Source organism: Pseudomonas sp. NBRC 111133, from assembly GCF_001320605.1.
GTDB classification, from domain to species: Bacteria; Pseudomonadota; Gammaproteobacteria; order Pseudomonadales; family Pseudomonadaceae; genus Aquipseudomonas; species Aquipseudomonas monteilii.
The window spans coordinates 110,227-130,551 of sequence record NZ_BCBJ01000068.1; the positions used below are offsets into that span (position 1 = coordinate 110,227).

At 61.8% G+C, this 20,325-nt stretch carries 18 protein-coding genes, 1 pseudogene and 1 riboswitch; of the genes and pseudogenes, 13 read left to right on the plus strand and 6 right to left on the minus strand.

All coding sequences use genetic code 11. The features are described 5' to 3' along the window. Positions 1-55 precede the first annotated feature (55 nt). A complete protein-coding gene (locus APH36_RS15605) occupies positions 56-3,451 on the minus strand; it encodes an Ig-like domain-containing protein (RefSeq protein WP_060499388.1) in 3,396 nt (1,131 codons plus the stop codon). 249 nt (positions 3,452-3,700) lie between these two features. Further along, positions 3,701-3,815: riboswitch (TPP riboswitch) on the plus strand. Between the two features lie 78 nt (positions 3,816-3,893). Between APH36_RS15605 and APH36_RS15610 the strand changes: the two genes are divergently transcribed. The 3 genes from APH36_RS15610 to codA all read left to right on the plus strand — a co-directional run bounded on the left by APH36_RS15610 (position 3,894) and on the right by codA (position 6,530). Continuing rightward, positions 3,894-4,541, plus strand: coding sequence for a TenA family protein (locus APH36_RS15610; protein WP_060499389.1), 648 nt, complete (start codon positions 3,894-3,896; stop codon positions 4,539-4,541). Further along, the gene (gene tenA, locus APH36_RS15615; protein ID WP_060499390.1) at positions 4,538-5,200 is read left to right on the plus strand and encodes a thiaminase II; all 663 of its coding nucleotides are present in this window, start codon (positions 4,538-4,540) and stop codon (positions 5,198-5,200) included. The genes APH36_RS15610 and tenA overlap by 4 nt, the downstream gene beginning before the upstream one ends. An 88-nt stretch (positions 5,201-5,288) precedes the next feature. Next, complete coding sequence (codA, locus tag APH36_RS15620; protein ID WP_060499391.1) at positions 5,289-6,530, plus strand: cytosine deaminase; 1,242 nt, start codon at positions 5,289-5,291, stop codon at positions 6,528-6,530. A gap of 57 nt (positions 6,531-6,587) precedes the next feature. Here codA and APH36_RS15625 read toward each other — a convergent pair whose 3' ends face one another. After that, on the minus strand, positions 6,588-8,099 hold the full coding sequence (locus APH36_RS15625; RefSeq protein WP_060499392.1) for a hypothetical protein: 1,512 nt from the start codon (positions 8,097-8,099) through the stop codon (positions 6,588-6,590). Positions 8,100-8,339: 240 nt separating this feature from the next. Between APH36_RS15625 and APH36_RS15630 the strand changes: the two genes are divergently transcribed. Further along, positions 8,340-9,326, plus strand: a complete 987-nt coding sequence (locus APH36_RS15630) for a DNA-binding protein (RefSeq protein ID WP_060499393.1) — start codon at positions 8,340-8,342, stop codon at positions 9,324-9,326. 8 nt (positions 9,327-9,334) lie between these two features. Here APH36_RS15630 and APH36_RS15635 read toward each other — a convergent pair whose 3' ends face one another. Next, positions 9,335-9,844, minus strand: a complete 510-nt coding sequence (locus APH36_RS15635) for a GNAT family N-acetyltransferase (protein WP_060499394.1) — start codon at positions 9,842-9,844, stop codon at positions 9,335-9,337. 14 nt (positions 9,845-9,858) lie between these two features. Next, positions 9,859-10,575 carry an MgtC/SapB family protein gene (locus APH36_RS15640; protein ID WP_060499395.1) on the minus strand — a complete coding sequence of 239 codons (717 nt, stop codon included), beginning with the start codon at positions 10,573-10,575 and terminating at the stop codon, positions 9,859-9,861. Positions 10,576-10,972: 397 nt separating this feature from the next. Between APH36_RS15640 and APH36_RS15645 the strand changes: the two genes are divergently transcribed. Further along, positions 10,973-11,440 (plus strand): sterol desaturase family protein, encoded by a 468-nt coding sequence (locus APH36_RS15645; protein WP_060499396.1) that lies wholly within the window; start codon positions 10,973-10,975, stop codon positions 11,438-11,440. Between the two features lie 15 nt (positions 11,441-11,455). Here APH36_RS15645 and APH36_RS15650 read toward each other — a convergent pair whose 3' ends face one another. After that, entirely contained in the window at positions 11,456-12,349 is an 894-nt protein-coding gene (locus tag APH36_RS15650; RefSeq protein WP_060499397.1) for a bile acid:sodium symporter family protein, read from the minus strand. A gap of 184 nt (positions 12,350-12,533) precedes the next feature. Here APH36_RS15650 and APH36_RS15655 point away from each other — a divergent pair, with 184 nt between their 5' ends. From APH36_RS15655 to APH36_RS15690, 8 genes and pseudogenes are all read left to right on the plus strand, one after another. Further along, entirely contained in the window at positions 12,534-13,397 is an 864-nt protein-coding gene (locus APH36_RS15655; protein ID WP_060499398.1) for a Dyp-type peroxidase, read from the plus strand. A gap of 88 nt (positions 13,398-13,485) precedes the next feature. Then, positions 13,486-14,394, plus strand: a complete 909-nt coding sequence (locus tag APH36_RS15660; RefSeq protein ID WP_060499399.1) for an aldo/keto reductase — start codon at positions 13,486-13,488, stop codon at positions 14,392-14,394. Positions 14,395-14,398: 4 nt separating this feature from the next. Then, a complete protein-coding gene (locus APH36_RS15665; RefSeq protein WP_060499400.1) occupies positions 14,399-15,682 on the plus strand; it encodes an NTP/NDP exchange transporter in 1,284 nt (427 codons plus the stop codon). A gap of 204 nt (positions 15,683-15,886) precedes the next feature. Then, positions 15,887-16,012 (plus strand): annotated as a pseudogene (locus APH36_RS15670) (general stress protein); the annotation flags it as partial. A gap of 117 nt (positions 16,013-16,129) precedes the next feature. Next, positions 16,130-16,717 (plus strand): nucleosidase, encoded by a 588-nt coding sequence (locus APH36_RS15675; protein ID WP_060499401.1) that lies wholly within the window; start codon positions 16,130-16,132, stop codon positions 16,715-16,717. Between the two features lie 142 nt (positions 16,718-16,859). After that, positions 16,860-17,411 carry an ATP-dependent Clp protease proteolytic subunit gene (locus APH36_RS15680; protein ID WP_060499402.1) on the plus strand — a complete coding sequence of 184 codons (552 nt, stop codon included), beginning with the start codon at positions 16,860-16,862 and terminating at the stop codon, positions 17,409-17,411. Between the two features lie 165 nt (positions 17,412-17,576). Continuing rightward, positions 17,577-17,786: a general stress protein gene (locus APH36_RS15685; protein WP_060499403.1), complete on the plus strand. Its 210-nt coding sequence runs from the start codon at positions 17,577-17,579 to the stop codon at positions 17,784-17,786. Between the two features lie 115 nt (positions 17,787-17,901). Then, positions 17,902-18,171 (plus strand): DUF6555 family protein, encoded by a 270-nt coding sequence (locus APH36_RS15690; RefSeq protein WP_060499404.1) that lies wholly within the window; start codon positions 17,902-17,904, stop codon positions 18,169-18,171. Between the two features lie 66 nt (positions 18,172-18,237). Here APH36_RS15690 and paaZ read toward each other — a convergent pair whose 3' ends face one another. After that, the gene (gene paaZ, locus APH36_RS15695; RefSeq protein WP_060499405.1) at positions 18,238-20,292 is read right to left on the minus strand and encodes a phenylacetic acid degradation bifunctional protein PaaZ; all 2,055 of its coding nucleotides are present in this window, start codon (positions 20,290-20,292) and stop codon (positions 18,238-18,240) included. Between the last annotated feature and the right edge of the window lie 33 nt (positions 20,293-20,325).

Consider the following 20,325-nt stretch of genomic DNA (forward strand, 5'->3'; position numbering starts at 1 on the left):
GATGCAGTCCTCGTCGGTTGGCTGGCTGGGGCCGCGAGGCGGCCCCGCTTTGCAGTCACTTGATACTGATGGGCACGGTCACACTCTGCCCCAACGCCGATTTCACGGTTACCGTGGCCGGTGTTGCCGGGCCAGTACCGGTAGTGGTCACCGACAGCTTCCAGCGAGCGCCGGTGGTGGCCGCAGTCAGGGTGGCATTGCCCAGGCTCAGCGGGCCGCTGGTAGTGGCAGCGGTCACGGTAATGCTGTTGCCGGTCGCCACCGTGGTGGCGCCCGCCACTTCCCAGGTGTAGCGGTTGCCACTGCGTACCTGGACCGAAGCACTGGCGACCTGGACCTGATCGACCGCTGCCGCCTGGCTCACCGCGATGTTGACCGTGGCCGGGTTCACCGACTCGGCCCCTTTGGCATCCCGCGCCGTGTAGTTGAAGCTGGCGGTGAACGGTGTGGCGACCGTGGCCGGCGGGGTGTAGGTCACCGTGGTGCCATTGGTGCTGACGCTACCCTGACCGGAGTCTGGCTGGCTGAGGCCAACGACAGTCAATGGCAGGTTACCTTCCGGGTCGGTGTCGTTGGCCAGCACGTTCAGGGTGATCGGCTTGCCCGCTGTGGTTGCCGCACTGTCGTTGGCCGCGACCGGTGGCTTGTTGGCAGCATCATCGTTGTCGTCCTTGCCTTTGGTGCGGAAGGTCGGCAGGCCCACCGACGCCATGTATTGCACGCCATCCCAACCTGGCAGCGGGGTCGGCATCACCTGGAACTGCCCTGGGTGTTCAATGTCCCAGCGCAGCAGCATCGAGGAGTCTTCGTGCTGGGTGTTGTGGCAGTGCTCCATGTAGGTACCGGCGAACTCGCGCAAGCGAATAGCCATTTCCACTTCTTCCGACGAATCGGCATCTGGCCCGATGCGGTAGACGTCCTTGCGTGCCCATTTCTCCCATTCTGGCGGCGCCTTGCCGTCGCGGCTAAGAATCACACCTTCCTCGAAGTGCACATGCACCGGATGGCTCCAGCCATTGCCGCCGTTGACGATCTTCCACACTTCCAGCGTGCCGTCGCCGCTGAAGCCGCCATCGGTGGACTGCTGGGCCAGTTGTGGCGCAGCACTGATGCGCCGTGGGTCCATGCTGTAGCCGAAGCCACCATCGGTCTTGATGGTCCAGGGGGTGGTGTCGGTGCCGTCGGAGCGACCAAAGATGAACTCGCGGTGGCGGGCATCCTTGATCTTGGCCTGGTCGGCGGTCGAGTTGCGGTCAATGGGCAGCGGCAGCATCTTCAGGCCTTCGGCTTTGCCCGGTTTTGCCGGCTCATAAACCACCGGGTCCATGCTCACGTCCTGGCCGCTGTAGGGCTGCACGATCAACTGCAGGAACTTGCCGACCAGCGGGTCGCCGTTATCCCACTGTGGGCCTTTGCTGGTCTGCTTGATGACGGCCTTGTATTTCTCCGACAGCACGTCGGCCAGCGAAATGGCACCTTCCGGGCCCTTGCCGGTGCGGTGTTCCTCCAGGTTGACGAAGTACAGCTTGTCGCCCACCTTGATGCCGTTCTTGGCGAAGTTGATGATGATGTCGTAGCGCTCGGCGATACCTTGCAGCGGCAGGATACCGTTGTTGTCCTGCAGGTTGCCGTCACCGTTGAGGTCCATGGTGCCGTCGAATGGCACGGCGTGCTCCATGATGTTGCCGTCGTTGGCGATCATGTGGAACGGCACCCGCGCATAGGAGACGTTGGAGCCGGATGGCCCCTTGAATTCGCCGCTGGTCCCGGCGATTTCACGCACGATGGCGAACTTGAAGTAGCGGGATACCGAGCCATTGAGCAGACGGAAGCGGTAACTGCGCGCGCGCACCTTGAGCTTGGGCTGGTACTGCCAGTTGACCAGCATCTGGTCGCCAAGGAAGCCATCGGTGTTGAACGGGTTGAACCACAGCTGGCCGTTGGCATCCCAGGCCTTGTCGGCCATCACCAGGTTGACGTCGTAGTCGCGGTTGCCCCAAGGCATGCCCGAACCGCTGGGGAAGCGCAGGTTCACGCCATCCTGCAGGGCCTCGTTGCCGCGGTCCAGGGCGCTGTAGTAGTTCATCATCACGGCGTTGCCCTTGTAGACGTTCTGCGCCGTGAAATCCATCATGTGGTCGTGGAACCAGTGGGTACTCATGGTTTCGCGCCAGTCGCCACGGATCTTTATGCTGCCGTTCTGACAGGTTTTCAGCCCTGGCGAGCCGTCATTGGCGAACAGGGTTTCACCCGGTGAGCAAGGGAACGCGGCACGCGGGTCTTGTGCGCGGGTGTTGATGGTGTCGTAGCCGGCCAGCTGCACCGGCCAACGGTAGTCATAGTACTGGCCGGGGAAGAAGTAAGCGTTGGCAAAGCCGTCGCTTTCGGCCGGGGAGTGGCCGTTGTGCTCGTGGGTCGAGATGGTGTGCAAGCCAAAACCGCCGTTGGCCGAAGGGTCGATCGGCAGGGCGTTGTAATGACGCATCAGAACCGGCTGGCCATAGCGCACCATCAGCAACTTGACCGGGAAGGTGCCATCGAACGTCCACAGCGACTTGTGGTTCTGCAGCGGCATGTTCGGGTGGAAGCGGGTGTCGATACCCTTGGTGGTGCCCAGCGTGGTCGGGATGTCGGAGGTCTGGTAGTACAGCCCGCCCGGGGCAAATTCACCGACCGCATAGTTGTGCAGTTGATTGCGGTCGCGCAGGCCCTGGTTGATGCGCGCACCGGCTTGCGCGGTCTTGAACGCAGCTTGCGGGTAAAACTCGTTCCAGCGCTGGTGTGACCAGCTTTTTCCTGGTGGACGGCCTTCAGCCGGGGAGCCGACCGGCTGGCGGTTCAGGAACATCTCGATCTGCGCCTTCCACGGGTTGCGGTCGAGCACGTTGGCGTACTGGGTCGGGAACGGGTAAAGCCCGGGTTGCTTGAGGAAAGCCTCCAGCGCAGTGCCACTGGGGCTGCTGCGGGCTACGACATTGGGGTCCTGCGCCGGGGCGGCCCCCAGGGTGGGAACCGGGAAGGTCAGGCTGGGCGGTGGCAGGGTGGGGTCGAGCTTTTCTGTGCCGAATTCTTCAAACAGCAACAGCTGCTGGGTGAACGGCTGCGCACCAAACAGCGGGCTGGGCTTGCCGTTGGTAGGGTACCTGTCCGACGTTTGCAGGGCAGGCGGTAGTACGTTGTCGGTGCGCACCGTATCGCGGTCGCCATACACACCATTGGTCAGCTCCAGCGAACCTTGGTTGGCTTCAGGCAATGTATTGAGGTTCAACAAGGCCGGGGTCGGATCAGCCGGTTGGTCGGTGTAGGCGGAGGGATCGGTTGGCGGCGGCGGGCTGTTATCGTCGAGGGGGGCCGCTGTAGCCGTGATCAGCCCGAGGCTGAGCATCAGCGCGGTGACGGTGGACAGCTGGAATGCATGCCTGGCTGGGTGGATCACGACAGGTGTTTTCATTGCCTTATACCTCGCTCGCGGCTGTATGGCTTAGAGCCATCAAAGGCGTTTTGCCCGGTAAAATGCCCTGAGCAACGGCTGTGCCAACATCTATTTCAGTAATGCTTTGTTAAACAAATCCTTGTGGCGTCTGATGTGCGCTAAATAACAGGGCGTCAAAGATGGGGATATGTCCCCACTAGCGGGTCACCCGGTGCCCAGGCTTTGGGGGTTGGGTAGTGACAGCACCGACTCACTGGGGTATACCTGAACGCCACCAAGGGGAGCCCGGCAACGGGCTGAGAAACCGCTGAACGTTGCAGCGCGGTGACCCTTCGAACCTGATCCGGATCATGCCGGCGAAGGGATGGGATTCGTAACCTGCCTTTTTGCCGGCCTCACTGCGAGGCCCGTCCATGCTCACCACCAAGGTCTCGCTGTCACCCCCGTCAAGGACAGCAACATGACCGAACGTTTCAGCCAGTACCTGCGCCGCCAAAGCGAGCCGACTTGGTCGGCGGCCGTTGGCCACCGTTTCGTGACCCAATTGTGCGACGGCAGCCTGCCGGCCCCGATCATGGTCGACTACCTGGTGCAGGACCACCGTTTCCTCGACAGCTTCCTGACCTTGCTGGGCGCGGCCATCGCCACCGCCGACACGTTCGAGGCCCGCCTGCGCTTCGGCCGTTTCGCCGGGATGATCTCCAGTGATGAGAACACCTACTTCCTGCGCGCCTTCGAGGCCCTGGAGGTAAGCCCGGCGCAGCGCACTGAACCTGCCGACACTGCGCCAACCGCAGGTTTCAAGGCGATCATGCGCGAAGCGGCAGCTACCCGCTCCTATGCGGCGGCGCTGGCGGTGCTCAATGTTGCCGAAGGCCTGTACCTGGACTGGGCACTGAAGGCGCCGAAACCGATGCCGGACAACTTCGTTCATGCCGAGTGGATCACCCTTCACGACAACCCGGACTTCCAGGCCTTCGTTGCCTTCCTGCAAGCCGAGCTGGACCGCGTTGGCCCGCAGGAAGCCGCACTGGCCAGTGATTTCTACCAACGCACCGTCGAGCTGGAGCTGGCATTCTTCGATGCCGTCTACCCGGAGGGCAAGTGAGCATGGATATCTTCGAGCGCCTCAAGGCTGTCGCGACCCAACAGTGGAACAGCTACGTCGACCATGACTTTGTGCGGCAGATGGGCGAGGGCACGTTGAGTGAGGACGCGTTCCGGACTTACCTGGTGCAGGATTACCTGTTCCTTATCCAGTTCGCCCGTGCCTGGGCGTTGGCCGCCTATAAAAGCCGCCGCCCGGCGGACATACGCGCCGCGCAGGCCGGGCTGGCAGCGATCCTGGATGAAACCGAACTGCACCTGCGCCTGTGCGCGCGCTGGGGGTTGACCCAGGCCGATATCGAAGCTGCGCCCGAGCACCAGGCCACGGTGGCCTATACCCGCTATGTACTGGACTGCGGTGCCGCCGGCGACCTGCTGGAACTGCATGTGGCGCTGGCGCCTTGCGTGATCGGCTATGCCGAAATCGGCCGGACCCTGGCGGAACGGATCGGCGATTTGAGCAACCACCCGTACCGCGAGTGGATTGGTGAATATGCCGGGGAAGGCTATCAAGGCGTGGCGGCGGCAGCGCGTAAGCACCTGGATGAACTGGCAGCGCGGAGCATGACCGAACAGCGCTTCGCAGACCTGGTGGGGATTTTTGGGCAAGCTTCCAGCCTGGAGGCTGATTTCTGGCAGATGGGGCTGGACAGCCAGTAAATCGATACCTGCGCCAGGCACTGGCGGATCCCCTTGGGCTCGACCACTATGCAGGTAGCGGCGATAAGCGAGCCCAAGGAGTAACAGCATGAACATTATCAATGCACGCTTGCGCGGCAAGCCCGGTTTGTACCGCATCGAACTGAGCGGCGAGCGCATTGCCACCATCGTGCCCCAGGCCGAGGTGGTGGCACCCGTTTCTATCGATGACCTTGATGCCGGTCAAAACCTGGTGGTGGCACCCTTTGTGGAACCGCACATTCATCTGGATGCCACCCTGACCGCCGGCGAGCCGAAGTGGAATATGAGCGGCACGTTGTTCGAAGGCATCGAGCGTTGGGCCGAGCGTAAGGAAATCACCACCCACGACGACATCAAGGTCCGCGCGAGAAAAACCATCGGCATGCTGGTGGACCACGGAATCCAGCATGTACGGACCCATGTCGATGTCACCGACCCGAGCCTTACCGCACTTAAGGCCATGGTCGAGGTGCGTGACGACGTGCGCGAGTTGATCGACTTGCAGATCGTCGCCTTCCCTCAGGAGGGTATCGAGTCGTATGCCAATGGGCGGGCGCTGATGACAGAAGCCGTGGCCATCGGTGCCGATGTGGTGGGCGGCATTCCGCATTTCGAGAACACCCGCGACCAGGGCGTGTCGTCGGTGAAGTTCCTGATGGACCTGGCCGAACGTACCGGCTGCCTGGTGGACGTGCACTGCGACGAGACCGACGACCCGCAGTCGCGCTTCCTTGAAGTGCTGGCCGAAGAAGCCAGGGTGCGCGGTATGGGCGCCCGGGTAACCGCCAGCCATACCGTGGCCATGGGTTCGTATGACAATGCCTACTGCTACAAGCTGTTCCGCCTGCTGAAACTGTCGGGCATCAACTTCGTGTCTTGCCCGACCGAGAGCATTCACCTGCAAGGGCGCTTCGACAACTACCCGAAACGCCGCGGCGTCACTCGCGTGGCCGAGATCGACCGCGCCGGCATGAACGTGTGCTTTGGCCAGGACTCCATCGTCGACCCTTGGTACCCGCTCGGTAATGGCAACATCCTGCGCATTCTCGAAGCCGGGCTGCACATCTGCCACATGCTCGGTTACGAAGACCTGCAGCGCTGCCTGGACCTGATCACTGACAACAGCGCCCGCACGCTGAACCTGGGCGAACGCTACGGAATTGAGGTGGGGCGGCCGGCCAACCTGTTACTGCTGTCGGCGCCTGACGACTACGAAATGGTGCGTAGCCAGGGGCATGCGCTGGTGTCTGTGCGCAATGGCAAGGTACTGATGCGGCGCACGCCGGCGCAAGTGCAACGTTTTCTCTGACGTTGCTTCAGCCTCGGCCCAGGGTGCTGGGCCGAGCAATCCGCTCGAGGGTTTGAGTCAGCCGTTGATCAACTCCAGCACCTTTTCGGGCTCCAGTGTCGGCAGCGGTAATACGATGTAGGCCCAATAGTAGTACCCGTCGTCTTCCGTCACATCTTTAGCCAGCAGGACAGTGAACGGAGTTGGCTGGCTTGAGGCCGGAGAGAACACACCGTTGCTATCAATATTGCCATTGCCCGCAATGCGAACCCACTGGGTTTTCGCGGCACTCACCTCGACGGGCGTGGTAGCGCCCCATTTGGTATACCACATTGCCAGGCGCACTTTGCCTGAAGCCAGGTGCGCCTTGAAAAAGTGCGTTTCAGGAGCGTACTGGGTCAGGAATGTCGACGTTGCCGTTTGACCGGCTGCAGTAGCATTGATCACGTCGGCATAAAGAGGGTGCTCCAGATCTGCCTTCAATGCCGCAGGTACATTGGTTTTGTTGTTTTCGTTAAGCGTGACAGCTGGCGTTAACCGGGGCGGCGGGTAATAGAACCGGTTGCCGCTCTCGTTCTCAAGCTTACCTACGGGTGAGCCCTCGAATGCCCATTGTGCGTTGGCGCTCGAGGGTTCAAGGGTGAGTGCCTGCTTCTCGTCGCCTGGATTTACCTGCCGCAGCAAGGGTGTAATCGATGGTTTTTGTGCCGCCAGAGAGACAGAAACTGGGGCGCTGAATACGCTGGCCATGCCGAACTGAGCGCCATAGTAACCGCTTTGCGAGTCGTAAACCCCGTACCGGAATGTAACGGTTTCATTTGGCGCAAATAGGGACACCACGCAGTTCATGTCCTGGGGAGGCTTGCTTTGAGCGACCTCAGGGAACGCCGTGTCGTGAAAATAGATGGCGAAAGGCACTGGCTCGCTGGCAATGGGGTGTGCTTTGGCACCGTCGGCCATCGACGATTCGGCTGCGGTGTACATCACGGCGCTACCTGCGTCTGAGAACTGACCGGCCAGCTCGCCGCGCAGCGTTCCTCTTGGGGGGGAAGTATCAGGCAGGCGAACCCCATTTCGCTTTGTCAGCTCTTTTAGAAGCAGCGCGCTGTCGTAGCCACTGCCCACGGTTTCAATACAGGTGCCCTTGGACAGCCGCAGCATGAGTTTGCCGTCATCGGCAATATGGAATTGAGCAGGATTATCAAAAAACGGCAGTTTGACGGTCAGTTGCGCATCCGTCGAAGGGTAACGTTGGTGAGCGTCCCACACGCGCTGACTGGAAGAACCAGGCTGCCTGCGGGTTTTAAAACCTAAATCATAGAGCACAGGCACGTTGACGAGCAGATCACGCTCCTGAAAACGCATCGAGGCACTGCCGAGGTCGATGGCCCCAAATTTCCAGTAGCCGTTTTCGGTGGCTTCCTCATAACTGACCTTGTCACTGACCTTGCCGGTGTGACTGCTGTGATAGCGGTCCCAGTGAAGGTTGAGCGTTTCCTTGCTGAACAAACCAAAAAACGGCGGATTGCTGAGCGATTGGTGATCCGCCGCCCCATCAGGGTCTTGCTCGTTTTCAATGGTGTGCTTCATTTACTACCTCCTGCCCAGTTGACTTGCACGAAACTGGATTTGAGCAAGTGGTATGGGTTCGCACAACTGGCAGAAATGACAGGTGCCTGCGTACAGCTGATTGGCGGCTGTTTCATCTATCACATTCGATAAGCCGTGATTATTCTTCCTTAGGAAACGTTTGCAGGTGAGCGTTGTTATGGCCATAATCAGTACGTAATTACATGCTACATAACACAGTACAAAATCGTAGGAGCACGCATGGCCCGGGGCGGTATCAACAAGGTGGTGGTTCAGCAGGCACGTCAGGCGTTGATTGCCCGCGGCGAGAACCCCAGCATCGATGCCATACGTATCGAGCTGGGCAATACCGGCTCGAAAACCACGATTCACCGCTACCTGAAGGAATTGAACGGCCAGCAACCCGTGGCATCCGAAGGCGGCGCGGCGCTAAGCGATGTGCTAAGCCGCCTGGTCGGGCAATTGGCCACGCAGCTACAAGATGAGGCCGACCTGAAGATCGAACAGGCCGAAAGCACCTTCACCCAACAGCGAGAGCAGCTTGAGGCCCAGCTGGAAATCGTCCGTCAGGCCCTGGCGGCAGCGCAGCAGCAGCATCAGATCGATGCAGCGGCCTTGGCCGACGAGACGGAAAAGCGGTTGACCACGCAAAGCACGCTGCAAGCCGAACAGCTGCGCAGCGCCAGCCTCAACCAGTCACTGGGTGAGTTGCAGGTCCGCCTTGCCGACAAGGACGAACAGGTGAAGTCACTGGAGGACAAACACTGCCATGCCCGCGATGCTCTGGAGCATTACCGCAATGCCAGCCGTGAACAGCGCGAGCAGGAACAGCGCCGTCATGAAGCACAACTGCAGCAGATGCAGGTGGAAGTGCGCCAACTGCAGCAGGGCATGATCGTCAAGCAGGACGAGCTGACCCGCTTGCACCGCGATAATGAGCGTTTGCTGGGTGAGCACCGCCAGGCCGCCAGCGAGTGCCGGGCGCAGGACGAGTTGCTGGAGCAACGCGATGCGCAGATCCAGGGCTTGCGGACGATCCTGGCCCAGGCACAAGGTGCCAGCGAAGAAATGCGCCGGCAGCTGGATATGCAAGCGCAGCACCTGGAAACCAGGCGCGACGTGTGCGCGGAACAGGCGCGGCAGTTGCTGCGGTATGAAGAGCAGTTAAAAGAACGCGATGCGGCGTTGGCGCAATGCAGGGCACAGCTGCCGGCACATGCAGAGTGACGGGCCGTCTAATGTTCGACGTAACGGCGCATTGCACAACGCTCAGTGAGGCCGTGCGCACGTTCATTGGCCAGGATTTCCCGTAACCGGGGGCTCAGCAGCCGCTCATCGAGCACCTCGAACCCGAACCGTGCATAGAAGGGCGCATTCCAGGGCACCTTGGCAAAGGTGGTCAACGTGAGCTCGCGCAGGCCTGCGTCACGCGCGGCATCAGCCACTTGCTGCAGCAAACGCCGCCCCACGCCTTGCCCTTGAACCTCCTGGCGCACCGATATTTCATAAAGGTGCAGAGCCTGCCCTTCACGCCGGGCACAAGCAAAACCGGCAAGCCACCCATTATCGTCCTCGGCCACCCAGCTACCGCCCGCGTCGACGAAAGCCCTGTGCGCAACGCAATCCATCACATCACCTTGCGCCAGCCAGGCCAGCGTTGGCCAGCCGGCAAACGCCTGGGCTGCCGAACGCTCTACGTCCGGCAGGTGTTGAATATCGCGCTTGAGGGTAGGGCGGATACGCATGAATCACTCCTGTTTCAGTAATCCGCCGCCAGTGCCTGCGGCTGTAATTGCCAGCGCACCGAGCTTACACCTTTCTCCAGGCTCACCCGGCTGACCAGCCGCTCCAGTTGCGCGGGTGCCTGCGCGGTGCCCAACAGCTCGGCGCGTACTTCCAGGCGCGGCGGGCTGTCCAGGTCCTGGCTTTGCAGTGACTGCAGCCGCAGTTGCGGATCGCCCAGGCTATGCAGCATCAGGCTGCGCACCTGGATTTCGTCCTCGGCACGGCAGACGATTCGCACTTCGAAGTGCTGCTCCACCTCGCTGGCCGGCACCACGTCCTGACGGTCCAGGCGCTGGGCGATATCACGCAGCAGGATATTGGCACATAGCACCACCAGGCTACCCAATGCCGCCTCCAACAGCAGCCCAAGGCTGCACAGCACACCCACTGCCGCCGTGCACCACAAGGTGGCTGCAGTGTTCAGGCCTCGTACGTTGAAGCCGTCACGCATGATCACTCCACCCCCGAGAAAGCCGATGCCCGACACCACATAGGCGGCGACGCGCGATGCATCGGTAGGAGCCATGCCTGGCACCGCCTGGGTCATCAGCACGAACAGGCAAGCACCGGTGCTGACCAGCGCATTGGTGCGCAGCCCGGTCAGGCGTTGGCGCAATTGCCGTTCGGCACCGATCAACGCCCCCAACAGCAAGGCAATGCTGACGCGCAGCAGAAATACTTTCCAATCCATAGCAAACCTCTTGCGCAGGCATACACCCGCATGAACGCCATCAGTTGGCGCGGTTGAAAAACCAGAACAATGCGCAGGACCACGAGGAAGGGAGGAAAAGCGGGGGTTACAGGAAACCACCGTCTTGCCAGGGCGGCCAGACAGTGCAGGACACTGCCGGGCTAGTGCGCCACGCGGGCCTGTCGCAAGCGACTGGGGCTACTGTCCAAGGCAGGTCTCCTGTTGAGGAAGGCAAAATTGCGTCGCGGACCATACGCCCCGGGGCAGAGCAGGTCAAGGGCGAAAACATGACAAGGGCTTCATCCTTGAATGGCCTGCAGCCGGTCACGCCCGCATGGAAAAAAACTTGGGCAGCCGTTAACCTTGCGCCTCTCTTTGCCATCACCCGGACCGTTCCATGCTGTTCAATCTCGCCGTACTGTTCGGCACCCTGGTGGCCATGGAGGGCGTTGGCACGCTGGCTCACAAGTACATCATGCATGGCTGGGGCTGGTGGCTGCACCGTTCACACCATGAGCCTCAGCTGGGCATGCTTGAAACCAATGACCTGTACCTCGTGGCCCTGGGCCTGATCGCCACGGGACTGGTAGCGCTGGGCAAAAGCGGTTATGCACCGTTGCAGTGGGTGGGCGGTGGGGTGGCAGGGTACGGGGTGCTGTACGTGGTGGCCCATGACGGTTTTTATCACCGGCACTGGCCGCGCAAGCCTCGGCCGGTCAACCGCTACCTCAAACGCTTGCACCGGGCGCATCGGTTGCACCATGCGGTGAAGGGGCGCACGGGAAGTGTCTCGTTCGGTTTCTTCTATGCGCCCCCATTGAAGGTGTTGAAGCAGCAGCTGCGCAGCAAACGCAACCAGCGGTAACTACCTGAACGGGCCTCAATTCACCGTTTCGCCTTCGGGTTGAGCCGCCACATGCCCACGGCTTACCCACCAGCCAAACCCCGCTGCCGTAAAGAACATGATCAGGCTATACAGCGCCGCCGGTACCGCCATGGTCGCGTTGTTCAGCAGCGAAGGGCTCAACGCCAAGGCAATGGCCAAGGTCCCGTTATGGATGCCGATTTCCATGCCAATGGCAATGGCCTGGCGTTTGGGAATATTCAACAGGCGCGGCACCCAGTAACCCACTGCCAGGCTCAACAGGTTGAACAGCAGCGCCGCCAGGCCCACCACCGGCGCATACTCGACCACGGTCTGCCAGTCCTTGGCCAGGGCCAGGACGATGGTGAAGGCGAGGAACAGCGCGGCCACCAGCTTCATCGGTTTTTCCATACGCGCGGCGAAAACCGGGGCGAAATGGCGAATCAGCATGCCCAGTGCCACCGGCAGCAGCACAATGGCAAACACCTGCATCACTTTGGCAAACTGCAGCGGAATGGCTTGATCCGAAGCCATGAACCAGCTCAACGACAGGTTCACGAGCAATGGCATGGTCAGGATTGCGATCAGCGAATTGACCGCCGTGAGGGTGATGTTCAGCGCCACATCGCCATGGGCAAGGTGGCTGAACAGGTTGGCCGTGGTGCCGCCTGGCGAGGCCGCCAACAGCATCAGCCCTACCGCCAGGGCCGACTCCAGGCCAAAACCGTTGGCGATCAGGAAACACACCAGCGGCAGCAGCAGGATCTGGCAGGCCAGGCCCACCATCACCGGTTTGGGGTACTTCACGACGCGAGCGAAGTCCGCCAGGGTCAACGACAACCCAAGGCCGAGCATGATGATGCCCAAGGCGAGCGGCAGAACGGCGGTGAGCAAGGGCGAGGCTGTCATGGGCAATCTCTTGGGCGAAGGATCTCGAGGAGTGTAGGCAGGCGCGGATTGATAGCTAATCGCAAAGGGCCCGCTATTGGTAACCATTTGTTACCAAGCGCAGCGGCTGGCCGGGCTGCATGCCGCGTTGCAGTAGGCCTGCAGGCGCAGTAGCATTCCTGTTTTTACCAAGGATTAGCCTGTCATGCCGTTCCAGCAAGGTCTGCTTGCCAACCCTGTGCCGGCCCATGCCCGCCACCTGTTCTTCACCCTGCAGTCGCCCGAAGCGTTGCCAGCTGCGCTCGATGCCTTGCTGCCGCAGGTCGATGGCGAACAGCTGCTGCTCGGTGTCGGCGCCCCGCTGGCCAAGGCCCTGGGCCGCGAAGTGCCGGGCCTGCGCGCCTTCCCGCTGCTGGACGCCGCCGTTGAAAACCCGAGCACTCAGCACGCCCTGTGGCTGTGGTTGCGCGGGAACGAGCGCGGCGACCTGCTGCTGCGCGCCAACGCCCTGGAGCAGGTGCTGGCTCCGGCCCTGCGCCTGGCGGACAGCGTTGATGGCTTCCTGCACCGTGGCGGCCATGACCTGACAGGCTACGAAGACGGCACCGAAAACCCGGTGGACGAAGATGCGGTGCAGGCGGCCATTACCAGCGATGGTTCCAGCTTTGCCGCGTTCCAGCTGTGGAAGCACGACCTTGACTACTTCAAGTCGCTGCCCCAGGCCGACCAGGACAACATTATCGGCCGCCGCCTGAGCGACAACGAAGAGCTCGACGATGCGCCCGAGTCCGCACACGTCAAGCGCACCGCCCAGGAAAGCTTCGAGCCCGAGGCGTTCATGGTGCGTCGCTCGGTCGCCTGGGCCGACCAGCGCGGTGCCGGCCTGGCCTTTGTCGCCCTGGGCCACAGCTTCGATGCATTCGAGGTACAACTGCGGCGCATGAGCGGCCTGGAGGACGGCATCATCGACGGCCTGTACCGCTTCAGCCGGCCACTGACCGGTGGCTATTACTGGTGCCCGCCGATGGGTGACGCGGGTGTCGACCTGAGCCAGCTGCTGCAGGCCTAATCACTAAACATCCAGATACAGAAACACCCGCTGGCGCGGAGCAGAGCGACTAGCCTTGAAAGTTTCCGATTCATGACGGGAGCTTTCCATGTACGCACGTCGTGATGTCCTACGCGCCAGTGCCGCCTTGAGCTTGCTGGCGGCGGCCCCTTGGCTGCATGCTGCCAGCCCGGCCGGCTTGCTGACCCGTAAAGTGCCGTCCTCCGGTGAAGCGTTGCCGGTGATCGGTGCCGGTACCTCGGGCAGCTTCGAAGTGCACGCTGGCTCGGCTCAGTACGAGCAGCTCAAAATCGTGCTCAAGGCCTTTTTCGAAGGCGGTGGCCGGGTGATCGATACGTCGCCCAATTATGGGGGTGCCGACAGCGTACTTGGCCAGTTGCTCGAGGAGGGTGGCTGGCACCGGCAGTGCTTCATAGCCACCAAAATCGCGGCCAACAGCCGGTCCGAGGCCGGAGCACAGTGGGCCGGCAGCCTGAAGAGCCTGCGTACCGACAAAGTCGACTTGCTGCAAATTCACAATCTGCGTGAGTGGCAGACCCAGCTGCCCTATGCCCGTGAGCTGAAGCAGCAGGGCAAGACCCGTTACGTCGGCATCACCCATTACCTGAACAGTGGCCAGGACGAAGTCGCCCGCATCGTGCGAAGCGAGCCGCTGGACTTCATCCAGATCAACTACTCGGTCAACGCCCCCGACGCAGCCCGCGAACTGCTGCCGCTTTGCCAGGACAAAGGTATTGCGGTGCTGATCAACCGCGCTTTCGACGATGGCCGCCTGTTTGCCAGGGTCAAGGACCGGGCGTTGCCCGGCTGGGCCGCAGAAGCAGGCATCGGTAGCTGGGCGCAGCTGTTTCTGAAATTTGCCATCAGCCATCCTGCGGTGACCACGGTCATCCCTGCCACCGGCCGGCCCGAACGCCAGCTCGACCAACTCAAGGCCGGGCATGAACCCCTGCTTAGCCAGGCGCAGCAACAGGCGCTGATCAAGCAGTTTGCCTGACTCCATGCAAGCGTGGCGGCGGCGGCTCGATCAAGGCCTGAACATCAAGCCCGGCGAAGGGCCGGCGGTCATCGCCGGCTTGCTGCTGTTCTACCTGCTGTTCACCGGCTACTTCATGCTGCGCCCTGTGCGCGAAACCATGGGTATTGCCGGTGGGGTGGACAACCTGCAGTGGCTGTTCACCGGCACCTTCATCGCCACCATGGCGTGCCTGCCACTGTTCGGCTGGCTGGCGTCCAGGGTGCAACGCAGGCTCATCCTGCCGTGGACCTATGGCTTCTTTGCCAGCAACCTGCTGCTGTTCGCCGTCCTGTTCGCAGTCGCCCCTGACGACTTGTGGGCGGCTCGGGGCTTCTACATCTGGCTGTCGGTATTCAACCTGCTGACCATCTCCCTGGCCTGGAGCGTACTTGCTGATCTGTTTTCCACCGCCCAGGGCAAGCGTTTGTTCGGCCTGTTGGCCGCTGGGGCCAGCCTGGGCGGGCTGAGTGGCCCCCTGCTGAGCACGTTGCTGGTGGCGCCGCTAGGCCATGCCGGGCTGCTGGTGCTGGCGGCGGTATTGTTGCTGGGCAGCAGTGGCGCGGCCCTGTTCCTGCAACGCTGGCGAGCACGCCAACGTCTTCCGGAACAACCCCAACGCTCGGGATCGCGACCTTTGGGCGGTAACCCGTTTGCCGGTGCCACCGCGGTACTGTGCTCGCCGTATCTGCTGGGTATCGCACTGTTCGTCGTGTTGCTGGCCAGCGTCAGCACCTTCTTGTATTTCGAGCAGGCACGCATCGTCAGCGAAACATTTGCCGATCGCACCCGGCAAACCCAGGTATTCGGCGTGATCGACACCGTCGTGCAGGCATTGGCCATCCTTACCCAGGTATTCCTCACGGGTCGCCTGGCGCGTCGGTTGGGCGTGGGGGTATTGCTGGTAGCGGTGCCGCTGGTGATGGCTGTGGGCTTTGTGTGGCTGGCGCTGGCACCGGTGTTCGCAGTATTCGTGGTGGTCATGGTGGTGCGCCGAGCTGGCGAATACGCACTGGTGCGGCCTGGGCGGGAGATGCTGTTCACGGTGCTGCCGGCCGAGGACAAGTACAAGGCCAAGAACTTCATCGATACGGTGGTCTACCGGGGTGGCGATGCCTTGAGCGGATGGGTCAAGCGGGCACTGGACGTGATGGGCGAGCACCCGCAACTGGCGATGCTGACCGGCGCATTGATTGCCCTAGGCTGGGCAGTGACCGGCGGCTGGCTTGGCCGCCGACAAGCACGCCTGGATAGCCCGCCGCACGACTGACAGGCGCCCCAAATATGGCGTTGTCGCTTATTTAACGCCACCGGTCCGAACCCTTCGCAATAAACCGAATCCCCCGAGGGGGCCGTACTCACAACCTGTGTACGGCAACGTGCCGTGCACATCCAAGTCATACGAGGTTTCAAAACCATGGCCAACAAAGAAAACAGCCGTACTGGCAATCAACAAGGCAGCCAGGGTGGTAGCAAGAACCCGGGCAACTTCGCCAACGACCGTGAAAAGGCTTCCGAAGCCGGGCGCAAGGGCGGCCAGTCTTCGGGCGGCAACATGCCCCACGATAGCGAGTCGGGCCGTAAGGGCGGCCGCTCGTAAGTGACCTGATGGCAGTGCCGGGGCGACCTGGCACTGCAATGAACCGGGGGTTTGCAATTAGCCAGGGTTGGCCGACAATGGCGGCGCCCTTTGCAGCCACCCGGAATCATCTGCTCCATGATGCTGATCAAGCAATTCCCTGACATTTCACTGGATGACACGCTATTCGTCTTCGCCCTCGAGGCCGAGGCTGGCAATGTATTCAGCGAGGTGCGTACCGTATTCACCGGTATTGGCAAAGTGAATGCTGCCATCGCCCTGACCAAAGCCATTGCCGCGCACCGCCCAAAGCTGATCGTGAACCTGGGCTCGGCGGGCAGCCAGCGCCATGGCAAGGGCGAAGTGGTGTGCTGTAACCGCTTCGTGCAACGCGATATGGACGTGACCCCACTGGGCTTTGCCCGTTATGAAACACCGCTGTCGGACATCCCGGTGGTTCTGGAGCACGGCACCGCAATCCCGGGCCTGACGCTGGAAACCTGTGGTAGCGGTGACAACTTCGAGATCAACCATGGCGATGCGCCTTATGACGTGGTCGACATGGAAGCCTATGTGCTGGCGTTGATCGCACGCGACGAACGCATTCCGTTTGTATGCCTTAAGTACATTTCCGACGATGCCGGCAGCGAAGCTGCAGATGACTGGGCGGTGCAGGTGCATCTGGCGGCTGAGGCGTTCAAGCGGGTGTTGTTCAGCCGCGTGTGACCTGCGTCGCAACGCCAGGCCAGACGGCCACTGCAGGGCGTTGCACCAACAGGGTGAGGTCGGGTTGAACTTTGCGGCGGTTGACGTTTCCACCGCATACACGCCAAGTCCAAGGAGTGACCTGCCAACCCTGGAGGCAAACATGGCACGACATATCATCCATTTCACCGGGCCTATCAACTCGTCAACCTGCGGCAACCTGGTCAATACCTGTTCACGGGCGTTGCAGCAGGGGGCCGATGTACTGCAATTGAACATCGCCACCATGGGGGGCGAGTGCAGCTACGGGTTTACCCTGTACAACTTCCTGCGGGCGTTACCGGTCCAGGTGCAGACGCACAACCTGGGCACGGTGGAGTCCATGGGTAATATTCTGTTCTTGGCCGGGGAGCGGCGTACGGCATGCAGTTACAGCAAGTTCCTGTTCCACCCGTTTCATTGGACCTTGCATGGCTCGGTGGACCATTCACGGATGGCAGAATATGCCATGAGCCTGGATTACGATTTGCGCTTGTATGCGCAGATCGTCGCCGAACGAACCGAAGGCGCCGCTGAGGTACTGGATGTGCCGCGGTATCTGATGGCCTATCCGCGCATCTTGGGGCCACGGGAGGCGCTGGAGAACGGGATGATCCATGCCATTGATGAAATGCCGATCGATGTGGATGCGGTCCAGTGGAGTGTTCATGCTTGACGGTCAAAAGCCGGCAGCTTTGCCGCGCAAAAATTTTGCCCGTGGGAGTTTCGTGCCGCTCGTCACCTGCGGGCAAAACGATTGAGCAGACCTTGCAATTGGCGGCTCGGAAGTAGGGCATGGTACAGGCCATGCAACCGCCAATTCCTCGCAAGGAGTAATGACATGGCACTGGATCAAGCGCAAACCGGCCAACGTGGTGGCACCAAGGAAACCAACCCAGGCAACTTCGCCAACGACAGGGAGCGCGCCTCCCGCGCCGGACAAAAGGGAGGGCAGGCTTCTGGCGGCAATTTTGCCAATGACCGCCAGCGGGCATCGGAAGCGGGCCGCAAAGGGGGGCAGAACAGTCATGGGCGTAGCCGCAGCCAGTGACTGAATATCCCCACCGTAGGGTAACGGGTTCTAATTGTTCGACAATTTTTTGAATTATCTGGCCCTGCCCGAATCAATCAGGTTGTCATCCATGGAGAAGAGGAGGCCCCCTGCGATGCCTAGCCCACAACTGTACATCATCGATTACCAACTGCATGGCCAGCCGCGCAGTTTCATCATTCGTCTGGAGCGGTTGGACAATGCCGAGGCCTGGCATTGGGCAAGTTGCGATGCGGGCATTGGCATCATTCCCAAGTTCGGCCGCGAGAAGATCAGAAAGATCAGCCGACCCATGGCCGAGCGCTACGGCATTACCGCCGTGACGTGGCGGATTTCGGGGAGCAAGCCGAACCCGTCGGTGGTCGACCCGGCGGCAATGCGTTGAGGCCACACCTGAAGCTGCCGGCCACTTCGCGGTTGAACCGGTTAAGTGGCCGGGGAGGTCAAGCCATCACTCCGGCTGCTTCAACACCAGGGTCAGGATGTCATAACTGGCCACCAGCTCACCCAGCTGGTTCGTGACTTCAACATCCCACGCCACCACACCCTGCGGCTGGCCCAGCGGGCTGGTCTTGCCCTGGTCGATCTTGCGCTTGCAGGTCAAGCGCGCCTGGATGGTGTCGCCGATGCCCACTGGGTTGATGAAGCGCAGGGTGTCCAGGCCATAGTTGGCCAACACCGGCCCGGCACCTGGCGACACGAACAGGCCGGCTGCCGCCGACAGCACGAAGTAGCCATGGGCAATGCGCTTGCCAAACTGCGATTCCTTGGCCGCGATTTCGTCGAAATGCATGTAGAAGTGGTCACCCGAGAGGCAGCCGAAGTTGACCAGGTCGGCTTCGGTCACCGTGCGGCGGTGGGTCAGCAGCGACTCGCCGATGCGCAGCTGCTGGAAGTAGCGGCGGAACGGGTGGACTTCGGTTTCGATCACTTCGCCACCGCGTACGTATTCGCCGGTGATTGCCGTGAGCATGCTCGGCGAGCCCTGGACAGCGGCACGCTGCAGGTAGTGCTTGACCGCACGCAGGCCACCCAGCTCTTCACCACCACCGGCCCGGCCAGGGCCGCCGTGCTTGAGTTGCGGCAGTGGCGAACCGTGGCCGGTGGACTCCTTTGCGGCCTCGCTGTCGAGCACCAGCAGGCGACCATGCCAGGCAGCCGCCACCGGAATGGCCTTGGCAGCCACGCTACGGTCGGCGGTGACCAGGGTTGCCACCAGGCTGCCTTTGCCCCGTGCGGCCAGCGCCAAGGCTTCGTCAAGGTCATCGTAGGCCATCAGCGTGCTGACCGGGCCAAACGCTTCGATGTCGTGCGCGCCGCCTTCGGCGTGCGGGTCGCGGGCTTGCAGCAGGGTCGGTGCGAAGAACGCGCCCTCGGCCACACCTTCGCCGCGCGGGGCAAAGCCATCGCTGGCGCCGAACAGCTGGTCACAGCTTTGCAGCAGGCTGCGTACCCGCTCGGCCACGTCGTGCTGCTGGTCGTGGGAGGCCAGGGCACCCATGCGCACACCTTCCAGCGAGGGGTCGCCAACCACGACTTTGCTCAGGCGCTCGCGCAAGCGTGTTGCAACGGCGTCGATGTGCCTGGCCGGCACAATGGCCCGGCGGATGGCCGTGCATTTCTGCCCGGCCTTGGTGGTCATTTCACGTACCACCTCTTTGATATACAGATCGAACTCTTCGCTGTCCGGGCTGACGTCCGGCCCGAGGATGGCACAGTTCAGCGAGTCCGCCTCTGCGGTGAAAGGTACCGAGTTACGTATCAGGTTCGGCGTGACGCGCAATTTGGCAGCGGTATCGGCAGAGCCGGTGAAGGTCACCACATCCTGACCTTGCAGGCGGTCGAGCAAGTCGCCTGTGCTGCCGATCACCAGTTGCAGGCTACCTTCCGGCAGCAGGCCGGAGGCGTTCATCAGGCGTACGACGGCTTCGGCCAGGTAGCTGGTGGAGGTCGCAGGCTTGACGATACAAGGCATGCCGGCCAGGAAGGTCGGCGCGAATTTTTCCAGCATGCCCCAGATGGGGAAGTTGAACGCGTTGATGTGCACCGCAACGCCTGCACGCGGCACCAGGATGTGGCTGCCGGCGAAGTGGCCTTGTTTGCCCAGCGCAATGGCAGGGCCTTCGTGCACCAGGTTGCCCGACGGCAACTCACGGCTGCCAATGCCCGCGTACGAGAACAACGTGGCGTTACCGCCCTCGATGTCGATCCAGCTGTCGGCACGGGTAGCGCCGCTGTGGTGGGACAGGGCGTAAAGCTGTTCTTTGCGTTCGGCCAGGTACAAGGCCAGGGCTTTGAGGCGCTGGGCGCGTTGCTGGAAGTCCATGGACATCAAGCTGGAAAGGCCACGGGCTCGGGCATAGTCCACGGCTTCGGCGAAGTCCGGGCGCTCTTCATGGCTGTAGGCAAGCACGTGGCCGTCGAGGGCACTGCGCAGGGCCTGAGCGCCATGCTGGCCCAGCCAACGGCCGGCAATGAAGCTTTGCAGGGTAGGGGCGGCAGACATGCTGTTCTCCATGCTGTTCAAATGTAGGGGCGC